Consider the following 14,230-nt stretch of genomic DNA (forward strand, 5'->3'; position numbering starts at 1 on the left):
AACTCCTCAGATTATTCCGCTGTCGAGCCCGGCGGCTATGGCGGCGCATAACTCCTCACACTGTTGTAAAAAGTCTTCCTGCCAGTCACCGCGTAAAATCAGTGGCTCCTGGACCCAGCGCCAGCGCAGGCCGGTAGTGATACTTTCCAGTGCGCGTTTTGTTCCTGTGCCATCATGCCCCGCGCGGATAATGGCTGCGCAGGGTGTCCCCTGTGTTTTTTCCAGACAAGGATAATAAATACGATCAAAATAATCCTTTAATGCGCCGCTCATATAGCCGAGATTTTCCGGCGTTATCAGAAGAACAGCGTCGGCCTGCAGAGTGTCGGGCGCGTTGGCTTTAAAAGCTGTTCTTATGATTAACTGGCTGTTCTCAGTTTCTGCTGATTTAAAGCCGGTCTTGCAGGCCTGCAATAATCGCTCAGTATTGGGGGATGGTGTGTGGGCAACAATCAAAAGTGTTTTCATCGTATAAAACCTGTTGAGTTGCCCGGCAGTATAGCGATAGCGCTATACCAATGGCAGGGCGGCTGCCTGTGCCAGCGCACAGGATAAAAGGCGGCCGGCCATTTTCTCTGCACGGCTGGTCAGCATAATAGGCACACGTGCTCCCATTAATATTCCGGCTGCCTGAGCATTGCCTAAATAAATTAATTGCTTGGCCAGAATGTTGCCGGACTCCAGGTCTGGTGCAATTAAAATATCGGCATCGCCAGCAACGGGTGAGTCAATGCCCTTGCTGTTGGCAGCCTCAAGGTTGATGGCATTATCGAAGGCCAGGGGGCCGTCTAATAACCCGCCGACAATTTGTTTGCGGTCAGCCATTTTACACAGTGCCGCAGCATCCAGTGTGCTGGGGATATCCGGATTGATTTTTTCGACGGCACTTAAAATCGCAACCTTAGGCAGGCTGATGCCCATTGCCTGAGCCATCTGAATGGCATTGCAGACAATGTCTTTTTTGGCTCGTAAATCAGGGTGAATATTAATAGCCGCATCGCTGATAAACAGTGCTTTGGGGTAAGACGGCACATCCAGATAATACACATGACTGATACGGCGCTCACTGCGAATTCCCGTGGTTTTGTGTAATACCGCACCCAGTAATTCGTCGGTCGACAGGCTGCCCTTCATTAATGCGCGGACTTCTCCGCTGCGCACCAGGCTGACGGCTACTTCTGCAGCTTCATGGCTGTGTTCGGTGTCGCGGATATCAATATCAGACAGGTCGATATCATTCTGGGCTGCGCACTCACGGATTTTATGCTCCGGGCCGACGAGAATGGCCTGCATCATGCCCAGGCGGTGAGCCGCGAGGGCGCCTTTTAATGAGTCCTCTGTGACCGGGTGTACTACCGCTGTTGGCAGTGCCGGGCGCAGCAGCGACCGCTCAAATAAGCGGCGCATGTGCGGATGGTTGGCGGTCGCCGTTAATATTTCTTCCCTGATCAGATCAGCGGTCATAGTCACGTCCTTAGTCTGCGTCTGGCTTAACACCATCGGATGGTTTTATGACAATTACATCACAGGCTACTTTATCGACCAGTAATTCAGCGGTGTTGCCGATTAATACACCGGCAATGCCTTCGCGCCCCACGGTGCCAACGACCACGACGTCGGCATCGATGTCTTTGGCAATGCCAGCGATAACGCTGTCAGCATCACCTTCACCAATATGCACATGGTCGGGCTGAATATTGTATTTGCGCGCCAGCGCGGCACAGGCTTCTTCGTGTTGTTCAGTAATGTACTTCTGGATGTCATCCGGCGCGGTAACTTCGGGCACCATGGCAAAGGCTACTGCAACCAGCGGGTATGAGTTGGCGAGGTGCAGGTCGGTGTCAAAATGATCGGACAGGTGCTCGGCAAAAGACAGAATATTATCGTTGATGATCTGGTGTCCGGTATCGCCGGAGGTCGCATCAACGGACGCCAGAACGCGGTTCTGTGCCCAGGGTTTGGCAGATTTTACCAGCATCACCGGTGCAGGGCAGTGGCGTAGCAGATTCCAGTCGGTGTGGGTGAATATCCGGTCAAGCAGGTTGTGCGGCTGTGTACCTTTAATCACCAGATCGAAATCTTTATGGCGCATGGACTCGATGACGGCATCGTGCAGATGCTTTTGCCAGTGCACCTCGGTACTGATTGAAATGCTGTTTTCAGCTTCAGGCAGGAAGCTGTTGATCCACTTTTCCGATTTGTCCAGCAGGGCCTGCTTCACCCGGGTACGGGTTTCCTGATCAAGGGATGAATGATCTTCACAGTAAGCTTCGTAAGTACTGGTCAGCAGGGTCAGGTCCGCTTCCAGAGACCGTGCCAGCCACAGCGCACGATCAAGCGCAATTTGCTCCGGGTGCTCGCTGTCCAATACGACCAGGATGTGATTGATATCCAGCATGACTTTCTCCTTAAAATAATGTGTCCGGCACAGGAATACCCTAACACTAGCGCTTTGCGCTTACACCGGCCTTGTTTTGGGTCATATTGTGTTGTGTTTGCAGCTCGTCATTTGCCGGAGGTGACAATATGTCGATGAAAGCCCGGGCAGCGTTACTGAGGGTGCGGTGACGCAGATGGATCAGTCCAAGCTGGCGCTGGATCGGTGCAGAAGGCCAGGGCAGCCGTACCAGTTGTTCGTCGAGCATGCTGTGCGGCAGCAGACTCCAGCCCATGCCGACAGAAACCATCATTTTAATGGTCTCCAGATAGTTGGTTGGCATGGGTGCATGCAGATTAAGCCCGGCCTGACGGAACACCCGCTCAAGCAGCTGGAAGGTAATGGTATCCGGCTCCGGTAAAATTGCTGATGCCTGTGCCAGATCCTGCAGGCTGAGCTGTGCAATGGCTGCCAGCGGGTGGCCGGGAGCACACACACATACCATGTCATCCTGCCACAGCGGCAGGGCTTCAATACCCTCCGGAACCTGATCATTGTTGGCTTCCAGTGTGGTCAGGGCCAGCTCGACCTGACGCAGGTTGACCGCCTGGTAGGCCCGTTCCGAGCCCATAAAACTCAGGTTTAACTGGGCGGCCGGGTAGCGGCTGACAAACTCCCTGAGTACCGGTGGTAAGCGGTGCAGGCCGATATGATGGCTGGTCGCCAGGGATAATACGCCACTGACTTCACCGCCCAGATTCATCAGCCGCAGCTCGGTGTCGGCCACCAGATCGAGAATCTGCCGGGCTTTGGGCTGCAGCGCATGACCGGCTTCGGTCAGGCTGATGGTGCGGTTATGGCGATCAAACAGGGCATTACCCAGTTGCTGCTCCAGTAGCTGGATACGTTTACTGACCGCTGACTGGGTCAGGTGCAGCTGTTCGGCGGCTAGCGAGAACGAACGTTGTTCTGCAACGGCAAGAAAGGCTTTGAGTGCCTGGGTATCCATAAACTTTGTCCGCAGTAGGCTTTGTTCGAATTCCTGATTGGAATTCAAACTAGAAATAATATGAATTTGAGTTGTTTAACAGAAGGCGTATCCTTAGGCAATACCAAAAACATCCCTGATGAGAGAGGACATCCCGATGGCTGGGAAAACCCTGTATGACAAATTGTGGGAGCAGCACGTTGTTAAAGAACGTGATGACGGCACCGCGTTAATCTATATCGACCGTCAGTTGCTGCATGAAGTAACCTCGCCACAGGCGTTTGAGGGCCTGCGTATTGCCGGGCGTAAGCCATGGCGCCTGGACGCCAACCTGGCGACTCCTGATCATAACGTACCGACTACCTCGGCTGAGCGTGAATCCGGCATTGCCGGTATTCAGGACCCGGTTTCCCGTATTCAGGTGAAAACACTGGACGAAAACTGCGATGAGTTCGGCATCACCGAATTCAAAATGGCCGACAAGCGTCAGGGCATCGTGCACGTGGTCGGGCCAGAGCAGGGTGCGACGCTGCCGGGCATGACCGTTGTCTGTGGTGATTCCCATACCGCGACTCACGGTGCCTTTGCCGCACTGGCGCACGGTATTGGTACCTCTGAAGTTGAGCATGTGCTGGCGACCCAGTGTCTGATTCAGCGCAAAATGAAAAACCTGCTGATCCGCGTCGACGGTGAACTGGGTGCCGGTATCACCGGTAAAGACGTTGTACTGCACATCATTGGTGTGATCGGTACTGCTGGTGGTAATGGCACGGCGATGGAGTTCGGTGGTTCTGCGATCCGCTCACTGAGTATGGAAGCCCGTATGACCATGTGTAACATGGCCATTGAAGCCGGTGCCCGTGTGGGCATGGTTGGCTTCGATGACATTACTGCTGAATACGTCAAGGGTCGTCCTTACGCGCCGAAAGGTGAGCAGTGGGAGATGGCGCTGGCCGCCTGGAAAGATCTGGTATCCGATGAGGATGCGGTATTCGACAAGGTGGTCGAAATCCGTGCGGAAGATATCAAGCCACAGGTTACCTGGGGGACATCGCCGGAAATGGTCACCACCATCGACGGTACTGTGCCGACTCTGGACGATGCTGCAGATGAGGTTCAGCGCTCCGGTTTTGAGCGTGCGTATCAGTATATGGGTCTGACACCGGGTCAGAAAATCACCGATATTAAACTCGACCGGGTCTTTATCGGTTCCTGCACCAACTCCCGTATCGAAGATCTGCGTGCCGCCGCCGATGTGGCCAAAGGCCGTAAAGTGGCTGGCAGTGTGAAGCAGGCGCTGGTGGTTCCGGGGTCTGGTCTGGTGAAGGCGCAGGCTGAAGCCGAAGGTCTGGATAAAGTCTTTATCGAAGCCGGTTTTGAATGGCGTGAGCCGGGTTGCTCCATGTGTCTGGCAATGAACGCCGACAAGCTGGGCAGCGGTGAGCATTGTGCGTCTACTTCGAACCGTAACTTCGAAGGTCGTCAGGGCTATGGTGGCCGTACTCATCTGGTGAGTCCGGCGATGGCCGCGGCGGCCGCGATTGCCGGTCACTTTGTTGATGTGCGTGAGTTATAAGGGGAGCAAAGATGAAACCATTTACCGTACACAAGGGTATTGCTGCCCCGATGGATCGTGCCAATATCGATACCGATATGATCATTCCCAAGCAGTTTCTGAAGTCGATCAAACGCAGTGGCTTTGGTCCTAATCTGTTTGATGAGCTGCGCTATCTGGACGAAGGTCAGCCGGATGCGGATAACTCCGGTCGCCCGCTGAATCCGGACTTCGTGCTTAACCAACCGCGTTATCAGGGCGCGTCTGTGCTGCTGGCACGGGAAAACTTTGGTTGTGGCTCCAGTCGTGAACACGCTCCCTGGGCGCTGGAAGACTTCGGTTTTCGTGCGATTATTGCACCGAGCTATGCCGATATTTTCTTCAATAACAGCTTTAAAAATGGCCTGTTGCCGATCGTACTTGACGACGCAACGGTCGACCGTTTATTCAAAGCTGTCGCGGCGAGTGAAGGTTACGAGCTGACCATCGATCTGGCGCAGCAGAAAGTGATTACCCCGGATGGCGAAGAGATTCCGTTCGAGGTGGATGCCTTCCGTAAACACTGTCTGCTCAATGGTCTGGATGATATTGGCCTGACGCTGCAGGATGCGGATGATATCCGTGCCTATGAGCAGAACCGTCGTCAGCAGGCCCCCTGGTTGTTTGGCGCCTGAAACTGAAATTGATTATCTGCCGGGTGCGCAAGTGCCCGGCTTCTGATTCTGGAAAATGACATGTCTAAAAATATTCTGATTTTGCCGGGCGACGGCATTGGTCCTGAAATTGTTGCTGAAGCGGTTAAGGTGCTGGACGTTGTTAATCAACGCTTCGATCTGGGCCTGAATATGGAGCACGCGCTGGTGGGCGGTGCCGCTTATGATGAGTTCGGCACGCCGCTGCCGGATGTGACCATGGATAAAGCCCGCGCCGCAGATGCGATTCTGTTGGGGGCGGTGGGTGGTCCTAAGTGGGATAATCTTGAAGACCGTGAGCTGCGTCCGGAAAAAGGTTTGCTGGGCCTGCGTTCGGGTCTGGAACTGTTCGGTAACCTGCGTCCGGCGATTCTGTATCCGCAGCTGGCGGATGCCTCTTCGCTGAAGCCTGAAGTGGTTTCCGGTCTGGATATTCTGATCGTACGTGAACTGACCGGTGGTATTTACTTCGGTAAACCACGCGGTATCCGCACGCTGGAAAACGGTGAGCGCGAAGGTTACAACACCTACGTGTACAACGAATCGGAAATCCGCCGTATCGCTAAGGTCGCGTTTGAATCGGCGCAGAAACGCGGTAAAAAACTGTGCTCTGTCGATAAAGCCAACGTGCTGGAAGTAACCGTGCTGTGGCGCGAAGTTATGAACGAAGTGGCAAAAGACTATCCGGATGTCGAGCTGTCACATATGTACGTTGATAACGCAGCCATGCAGCTGGTGCGTGCACCAAAACAGTTCGATGTGATGGTCACCGGCAACATGTTTGGTGATATTCTGTCGGATGCGGCAGCGATGCTGACGGGTTCGATCGGCATGTTGCCGTCGGCGTCTCTGGATAAGAACAACAAGGGTATGTATGAGCCTTGTCATGGTTCTGCTCCGGATATCGCTGGTCAGGGAATCGCTAACCCGCTGGCGACGATTCTGTCCGCGGCGATGATGCTGCGTTATTCTCTGAATCAGGCTGAAGCGGCCGATGCTATTGAACTGGCAGTGAGTAAAGTACTCGATAAAGGTCTGCGTACCGGTGATATTTTCTCCGCAGGCATGACCAAAGTAAGTACCAAAGAAATGGGTGAGGCAGTGGTAGCTGCCCTGCAAGAGGTTTAAAAATGGCTTTGCAAAAAGTAGGTTTGGTAGGCTGGCGCGGCATGGTGGGTTCCGTGCTGATGCAACGTATGCAGGAGGAAGGTGACTTTGACCTGATTCAGCCGGTGTTTTTTACCACCTCGCAAAAAGGGCAGGCCGCGCCGCAATTTGGCGGAAAAGATTGCGGTCTGCTGGAAGACGCATTCGATATTGATACGTTAAAAACTCTTGATGTGATCATTACCTGTCAGGGTGGTGATTACACCAAGGAAGTTTATCCGAAACTGCGTGCTGCGGGTTGGGATGGTTACTGGATTGATGCAGCCTCTTCGCTGCGTATGGCGGATGACGCCATTATCGTACTCGATCCGGTCAACCTGAATGTGATTGAAAATGGTATCAAAACCGGCATCAAGACCTATGTTGGCGGTAACTGTACCGTCAGTCTGATGCTGCTGGCGTTGGGCGGTCTGTTTGAGAAAGGGCTGGTGGAGTGGGTTGCTCCGCAGACCTATCAGGCAGCTTCTGGTGCCGGTGCGCAGAATATGCGCGAGCTGATCAGTCAGATGGGCGCCATTCACGCTAATGTGAAAGATAAGCTGGATAACCCGGCTTCGGCCATTCTGGAAATCGATCAGCAGGTTGCTGAATTCATTCGCAGTGATGAATATCCGAAAGCTCAGTTTGGTGCGCCGCTGGCGGGCAGTCTGATCCCGTACATCGACTCACAGCTGGAATCCGGTCAGAGCCGTGAAGAATGGAAGGCGCAGGTTGAAGCCAACAAAATTATGGGCACAACCGCTGCGCCTGTTCCGGTTGATGGTTTATGCGTTCGTGTGGGTGCGATGCGTTGCCACAGCCAGGCAATTACCATCAAGCTCAAGCAGGATTTGCCGGTTGCTGAAATCGAACAGATTCTGGCGGCTCATAATGAGTGGGTGAAGGTTATTCCGAACGAGCGTGAAGCCAGTATGCAGGAACTCACGCCAGCTAAAGTGACCGGTACGCTGAGTATTCCGGTTGGTCGTATCCGCAAGCTGACCATGGGGCCTGAATATATTTCAGCCTTTACTGTGGGTGATCAGTTGCTGTGGGGCGCGGCTGAGCCACTTCGCAGAATGTTGCGCATTCTGTTGAAGAGTGCCTGATTTGGCTGATTAAAAACGGGGCTCTGGCCCCGTTTTTTCATTTATTTTCTCTAAAGTGTGACCTAACTCGTTCTTTCCTATCGTATTTGTTTTGGTGCCAGAGGCCAAAAGATTGCGTAATCCCGTTTTATATTTGATACTTATGCCGCTTATGAACGGAATCTATAAGTAAGCTGGGTCAGGAATATCTCGACGAAATTGTTTTTCGATACTATACGGGGCGAATAATCGCCGTATGACAACAAGGAAGCACCAATGAAGCGCCTACTTGCGAACACCTTAATGCTGGTCGGAGGATTGACGGCCTCATCTCAGCTACTGGCGTTGGGTTTGGGAGAACTGACTCTCAAGTCGGCACTGAATCAGCCTCTGCAGGCAGAAATCGAGCTGGTTGAAACCGATGGCTTATCGCAATGGGAAATTAAACCGGCTCTGGCATCAGCCAGTGACTTTGAACGCGCAGGCGTTGACCGTTTATATTTCCTGACCAAAATCACATTCAAAGTTGAAGGTGATCGTGTGGTATTGACCTCACGTGAGCCGGTTAACGAACCTTTTCTTAACTTTCTGGTTGAGCTGAACTGGCCATCGGGTCGTGTACTGCGCGAGTACACCCTGTTGCTGGATCCACCAACCTTCCAGGAAGAATCTATTCAGCCGCTGGTAACAACTCCAGCAGGTCAGAGTTCTGTTGTCAGTGCTCCTGCTGAAACCACAACGATTGCTGCTCCGGCACAGCCAGTCGCAGTGAATCGCTGGGAAAGTGAACCTGCCGCTCCTGGCACGTATAAAGTTCAGCCAAACGACACCTTATGGCAGATTGCTCTTGAAACCCGTCCTGCCAGTGGCGTAACGCCGCAGCAGATGATGGTGGCGATTCAGAATGAAAATCCGAATGCTTTTATCGCTGGTAATATTAACCGCCTGAAAACGCATCAGGTGTTGCGTATTCCGGATGCAGAATCTATCAAACGTGTGTCTTTCGGTCAGGCCGTTGCTGAAGTCGATCGTCAGAATCGTGCACTGAATACCGGTGCTGCGCAGATTGATGCGACAGGTCGCGCGGGTACTGCACTGGCAGCAGCAACAGCAAAAGACGGTGGCGAAGTCCGTCTGTTGTCGGCTCAGAGTGACAATGCTGAATCGGCTGGAGCCAGTGGTGACGCTGGTCAGGGCGCGGGCAGTGGCCGTCAGCAGGCACTGGAAAATGATCTCGCCATTGCGCTGGAAAATGTTGATAAAAGCCGCCGTGAGAATCAGGAATTGCGTGAGCGCCTGGAGTCTCTGGAAGAGCAGATCAATACCCTGCAGCGTCTGATTTCACTGAAAGACGATCAACTGGCAACCATGCAGGTCGGCGGAGCAGAGCAGGCGGCAGAAGCTGTTGCTGAGCAGGCGGAAACCGTTGTAGCTGAGCCGGTTGCTGAAGTGGCGGAAACGGCTCCGGCTGCAGAGCCGGAAGCGGCGCCTGCCGGTGAGTCTGTTGATTTCAACTATTCCCAGCCTGCCGACAGTGCTGCTGTGGCTGACGGAGCTGAGGCTGTATCTGAAGCCGATGTGGCTGCGAAAGCTGCAGAAGAGAAAGCTCGCCGTGAACGTATTGCGGCCATGCTGGCACAGCAGGAAGAACAGCAGCGTCCGCAGCCAACCTTACTGGATCAGATGCTCAGTAATCCGCAGTATCCGCTGGCCGGTTTTGGTGTGCTGGTTCTGCTTGGTCTGCTGATTGCCCGTACTCTGAAACAGCGTAAGGCTGCGAAGCAGGAAGAAGAATTTACTGATGAAGAGCTGGCGTTTGCCGATGTGGATGCTGATCCATCAAGCCTCGACGATTTCGATTTCGATGATGATGAACTGGCTGCCGGGGATGTTGATCTGGATGCAGACCACGCAGATATCGATCTGGGTGATGATCTGGATGATGCCCAGCACCACGACGATCATTTTGAAACGGTTGCTCAGACTGAAGATGTCATCAGCGAATCCGATATCTATATTGCCTACGGCAAGTTTGAGCAGGCGGTTGATCTGCTGTCTGATGCTATCGAAAAAGAACCGAGCCGTTCTGACCTGCGTCTGAAATTGCTGGAAGTCTATGTCGAAATGGATGAGGCGGAAGCTTTTGCTGTTGCTGAAGCTGGCCTGAACCAGTTGGGCGACCGTGCGGCATCTCAGCAGGCTGAACAGTTGCGCAATCGTCTGTCTTCGCCAATTGCACCGGCTGCTGCTGTCAGCGCGCTGGCTGCAGGTGCAGCTGCTGATTCAGGTTTGTCTCTGGATGATGATATTCCGGCCCTGGATGATTCTATGGGTGATGACTTCGCTGATGCCCTTGATTTTGGTGATGCACTGGATCTTTCCGAGAATATGCCGGAAGACAATGCCGATGCGGTCCTGGATCTTGGCGAAGCTGAATCAGGTCTGGAAGAAGTTCCTACGCTGGATCTGGATGATGGGCTCGAATTTGACCTGGACGAATCCGTGTCTGAACTGGAAGCGGAGTCAGCTGAAGGCGAGGACGATTTCGATATCGCTGCTGAGCCTGCTGCCGCAGACGATAGTCTTGAGTTTGATCTTGGTGATTTCGATGCAGAAACACCTGCTGCAGATGAACCTGAAGTGGCTTCTGTTGCTGCAGATAATGAGAGTGACTCGTTAGAGTTCGATCTTGGCTCGTTGTCGGCGGATGATGCTGCAGAACCTGCGGCGGTTGCGCAAGACAGTACTGAAGACGATTTTGCTCTTGATTTTGATAGTGATGATTCTGTTCCGGTGGCTGCTGATTCAGACCTTTCCGATCTGGAAAGCCTGCTGGATGGTGATGCTGCAGGTTCTGGTGAGTTGTCCGATCTTTCCTTCGATATGGAAGAGAATACCGGCTTTGCCCAGGCTGATGGTGATGATGATCTGAAAGCTCTGGAGCAGGAGCTGGGTGAGATGACAGCTGCTCCTGTCGCGGAAGCTGATGAGGATGATTTCTCATTCGATACCAGTGACTCCGATGACGAGCTGAATGCTCTGGCGGCCGAAACCGCAGAGCCTGAAGAAGCGATGGATTTCTCTGCTGATCTGGCTGAGCTGGATTCGGAGCTGGACGGATTTGATGCTGATGATGTCCCGGTTGTGGATGATCAGCTGGATGCGCAGGACGAGCGTGTTGATCCAAGTATCCCGGATAATCTCGATATCAGTGTCGATGGTGACATCGATCTGGATGAGCTGGCGGCTGCGGATGATGAATTCGACTTCCTGGCCGGCACCGATGAGTGTGCAACCAAGCTGGATCTGGCCCGCGCTTATATTGACATGGAAGACTTTGATGGTGCCCGTGAACTGCTGCAGGAAGTGGTTCAGGAAGGCTCGGATCAGCAGAAGGCGGATGCCCGCAGTCTGATGGATAATCTGGCCTGATAGAGTCTTTTAATGTCTGGTTTTACCTCCGGTGTGCAGCGTTACGCTGCCATCGTGGAATATAACGGTGCCCGTTTCCACGGTTGGCAGAAGCAAAAACACCACAACGAACCCACCATTCAGGCCGCTCTCGAAGCGGCCATTTCGAAAGTTGCTAACCACCCGGTTGAGATTGTCTGTGCGGGGCGTACCGATGCCGGTGTGCATGCAACCCGTCAGGTAATTCATTTCGACAGTCATGCAGTGCGTACGGAATACAGCTGGCTGATGGGGGTTAATACCAATCTGCCGGACGGTGTTGCATTGCAGTGGGTGTCTCCAGTTGATGGAGAATTTCACGCACGTTTTAAAGCCCGCGCCCGCCGTTATCGCTACCTGATCAATAATTCTCCGACCAAGCAGGCGCTGCAGCACGATCAGCTGACCTGGTGGCGTTACCCGCTGGATGCGGGACGTATGCACGAAGCGGCGCAGGCATTGATTGGTGAGCACGACTTCTCGGCCTTCCGTGCCAAAGATTGTCAGGCGAAATCACCGGTCAAAACCATGCATCATATTCAGGTGAAACGCTGGGGCAATATCATCATGCTGGAGCTTGAGTCCAGTGCGTTCCTTTATCATATGGTGCGTAATATTGTCGGTGTCCTGCTGCCAATCGGGGAGGGGCACAAGCCGGTGGAGTGGATGGCTGAAGTGCTGGTTACCCGCGACCGTAAGCAGGCCGGGGTGACCGCGCCCGGAGAAGGGTTGTACTTTGTCGGTGTGGATTATCCGGAACAGTTTGATATTCCCTGTAAGCCTTATGGTCCGGCGCTGCTTGAGCCGGTTCTGAACCTGGTCTGAATCGCACCTGATCCTCTTGCTGGGCAGTGCTGGCGTGGTGAATGTCAGCGCCTGCCTTGCTATCATGCCGGCTTTATCGTCCGGAAGTTGTTATGTCTGCCTTCTATCGCCGCACCCGAATTAAAATCTGTGGTCTGACCCGTGCCGAAGATGCCGCTGCCGCTGTTGCAGCAGGGGCTGACGCCGTTGGTCTGGTTTTTTATGCGCCCAGCCCGCGCGCGGTCGATATCGCCATGGCGCAGGCGGTGGTGGCAGCGGTTCCGGCTTTTGTTACTGTGACGGCGTTATTTGTCAATCCGGATGCTGTTGAGGTGCAAAAGATTCTGGATAGCGTTAGAATCGACCTACTTCAATTCCACGGTGATGAAGAACATGACTTCTGCAGTCAATTCAATCGTCCCTACATCAAAGCCCTCCGTGTCCGGCAAGCGTCGGATGTGGTGGAGGCGTGCCTGCGCTTCCCAGGCGCACTGGCAATTCTGCTAGACAGCTATAAGCCGGGTGTTCCCGGCGGTACCGGCGAAACCTTCGATTGGGCGCTGGTACCTGATCAGCAAACCAAACCAATTATTCTTGCCGGTGGTCTGACCCCCGAAAACGTAGGCCTTGCGATCCGCCAGGTGGCTCCCTTTGCTGTGGATGTCAGTGGCGGGGTTGAAGCGGCCAAGGGTGTGAAAGATCACGGCAAAATGACAGCATTTGTTAATGAGGTGTACTGTGTCGACCAACAATCCTTTTGATCTCGACCTGCCTGATGCGCGTGGCCATTTTGGTATTCATGGCGGCCGCTTTGTTTCTGAAACCCTGAGCGCTGCGCTTGATGAGTTGGAAACAACCTACAAAAAACTGCGTGACGATGCCGATTTTCAGGCCGCTTTCGATAAAGACCTGGCCCATTATGTCGGCCGTCCGTCGCCGCTGTATCTGGCCGAGCGACTGACCGCCCATTGTGGTGGTGCGCAGATTTATCTGAAGCGTGAAGACCTGAACCACACCGGTGCGCACAAGATCAACAACACCATTGGTCAGGCATTGCTGGCCAAGTTTATGGGCAAAAAGAAAATCATTGCCGAGACCGGTGCCGGTCAGCACGGTGTGGCGTCCGCGACGGTTGCCGCGCGTTTTGGTCTTGAGTGCAAAGTCTTTATGGGCTCGACTGACGTTGAGCGACAAAAGCTGAATGTATACCGGATGAAGCTTTTAGGCGCCGAAGTGGAAGCGGTTGAATCCGGCACCAAAACCCTGAAAGACGCCATGAACGAAGCCATGCGCCACTGGGTAACCAACGTCGATGATACTTTCTACATCATCGGTACCGCGGCGGGGCCGCACCCGTACCCGATGCTGGTGCGTGATTTCCAGAGTGTGATCGGCCGCGAAGTACAGCGTCAGAGTGTTGAGCAGTTCGGCCGCCAGCCGGATGCGCTGGTTGCCTGCGTTGGCGGTGGTTCCAATGCGATCGGTCTGTTCCACCCTTACATCAAACATCCCGAAGTGGCTATGTACGGTGTTGAAGCCGGCGGTCTGGGGCTGGACGGCGACGATCACGCTGCGCCGCTGAGTAAAGGCCGTCCGGGTGTGCTGCATGGTAACCGTACTTATCTGATGGAAGATGAGAATGGCCAGATTATGGGTACGCATTCCATTTCCGCAGGTCTGGATTATCCGGGCGTGGGTCCTGAGCACAGCTGGTTGAAAGATGTTGGTCGCGCCCAGTATGTAGCGGCAACCGATGATGAAGCGCTGGATGCCTTCCATAAGCTGACCCAGCTGGAAGGTATTATGCCGGCGCTGGAGTCTTCCCATGCGGTGGCTTATGCGATGAAGCTGGCGGCAACTATGAAGCCGGATCAGGTGATTGTTGTGAACCTCTCCGGTCGTGGTGACAAGGATATTCATACCATTGCCACGCTGGATGGAGTCACCGCTTAAGCCGTTCGGTGCTATTGCGCCCGAAGCTACGGCGTTAAGAAACAGCTCAAGATGCTCATGTAGGAGATCTACACTCCGCTCTTTCGCTGTTTCTTGCCTTGTATCTTCATCGCTCATAACGCCCCATGCCTCTGGGGTGTAGCCGGAAGACCAAGCAAAAACAATTTTATCGCTCAG

At 53.7% G+C, this 14,230-nt stretch carries 12 protein-coding genes; 8 read left to right on the top strand and 4 right to left on the bottom strand.

Features of this window, described 5'->3' with window-relative positions:
- Window positions 1-6 precede the first annotated feature (6 nt).
- Genes MT343_RS08720 through MT343_RS08735 form a run of 4 tightly spaced genes read right to left on the bottom strand, consistent with a single transcriptional unit; the run spans window position 7 to window position 3,386 of the window.
- Window positions 7-468: a flavodoxin family protein gene (locus MT343_RS08720; protein ID WP_145468890.1), complete on the bottom strand. Its 462-nt coding sequence runs from the start codon at window positions 466-468 to the stop codon at window positions 7-9.
- A 42-nt stretch (window positions 469-510) separates the two neighbouring features.
- Window positions 511-1,464, bottom strand: a complete 954-nt coding sequence (locus MT343_RS08725; RefSeq protein WP_145468889.1) for a bifunctional enoyl-CoA hydratase/phosphate acetyltransferase — start codon at window positions 1,462-1,464, stop codon at window positions 511-513.
- Between the two features lie 10 nt (window positions 1,465-1,474).
- Window positions 1,475-2,398, bottom strand: a complete 924-nt coding sequence (gene uspE / locus MT343_RS08730) for a universal stress protein UspE (RefSeq protein ID WP_145468888.1) — start codon at window positions 2,396-2,398, stop codon at window positions 1,475-1,477.
- A 46-nt stretch (window positions 2,399-2,444) separates the two neighbouring features.
- The gene (locus MT343_RS08735; RefSeq protein ID WP_145468887.1) at window positions 2,445-3,386 is read right to left on the bottom strand and encodes a LysR family transcriptional regulator; all 942 of its coding nucleotides are present in this window, start codon (window positions 3,384-3,386) and stop codon (window positions 2,445-2,447) included.
- A gap of 136 nt (window positions 3,387-3,522) precedes the next feature.
- Here MT343_RS08735 and leuC point away from each other — a divergent pair, with 136 nt between their 5' ends.
- From leuC to trpB, 8 genes are all read left to right on the top strand, one after another.
- Window positions 3,523-4,941 (top strand): 3-isopropylmalate dehydratase large subunit, encoded by a 1,419-nt coding sequence (gene leuC / locus MT343_RS08740; RefSeq protein WP_145468886.1) that lies wholly within the window; start codon window positions 3,523-3,525, stop codon window positions 4,939-4,941.
- 11 nt (window positions 4,942-4,952) lie between these two features.
- Complete coding sequence (gene leuD, locus MT343_RS08745) at window positions 4,953-5,594, top strand: 3-isopropylmalate dehydratase small subunit (protein ID WP_145468885.1); 642 nt, start codon at window positions 4,953-4,955, stop codon at window positions 5,592-5,594.
- Window positions 5,595-5,654: 60 nt separating this feature from the next.
- Window positions 5,655-6,740, top strand: coding sequence for a 3-isopropylmalate dehydrogenase (gene leuB / locus MT343_RS08750; protein WP_145468884.1), 1,086 nt, complete (start codon window positions 5,655-5,657; stop codon window positions 6,738-6,740).
- 2 nt (window positions 6,741-6,742) lie between these two features.
- Window positions 6,743-7,867: an aspartate-semialdehyde dehydrogenase gene (asd, locus tag MT343_RS08755; RefSeq protein WP_145468883.1), complete on the top strand. Its 1,125-nt coding sequence runs from the start codon at window positions 6,743-6,745 to the stop codon at window positions 7,865-7,867.
- A gap of 255 nt (window positions 7,868-8,122) precedes the next feature.
- Window positions 8,123-11,278 (top strand): FimV/HubP family polar landmark protein, encoded by a 3,156-nt coding sequence (locus tag MT343_RS08760; protein ID WP_145468882.1) that lies wholly within the window; start codon window positions 8,123-8,125, stop codon window positions 11,276-11,278.
- Between the two features lie 12 nt (window positions 11,279-11,290).
- Window positions 11,291-12,121 (top strand): tRNA pseudouridine(38-40) synthase TruA, encoded by an 831-nt coding sequence (gene truA / locus MT343_RS08765; RefSeq protein WP_145468881.1) that lies wholly within the window; start codon window positions 11,291-11,293, stop codon window positions 12,119-12,121.
- A 92-nt stretch (window positions 12,122-12,213) separates the two neighbouring features.
- A complete protein-coding gene (locus MT343_RS08770; protein ID WP_145468880.1) occupies window positions 12,214-12,861 on the top strand; it encodes a phosphoribosylanthranilate isomerase in 648 nt (215 codons plus the stop codon).
- Window positions 12,827-14,053: a tryptophan synthase subunit beta gene (trpB, locus tag MT343_RS08775; protein ID WP_145468879.1), complete on the top strand. Its 1,227-nt coding sequence runs from the start codon at window positions 12,827-12,829 to the stop codon at window positions 14,051-14,053. Before MT343_RS08770 ends, trpB begins: the two co-directional genes overlap by 35 nt.
- Window positions 14,054-14,230: the final 177 nt, after the last annotated feature.

Source organism: Venatorbacter sp. C2-1, from assembly GCF_022832715.1.
Lineage (GTDB): Bacteria > Pseudomonadota > Gammaproteobacteria > Pseudomonadales > Oceanobacteraceae > Venatoribacter > Venatoribacter alkanivorans.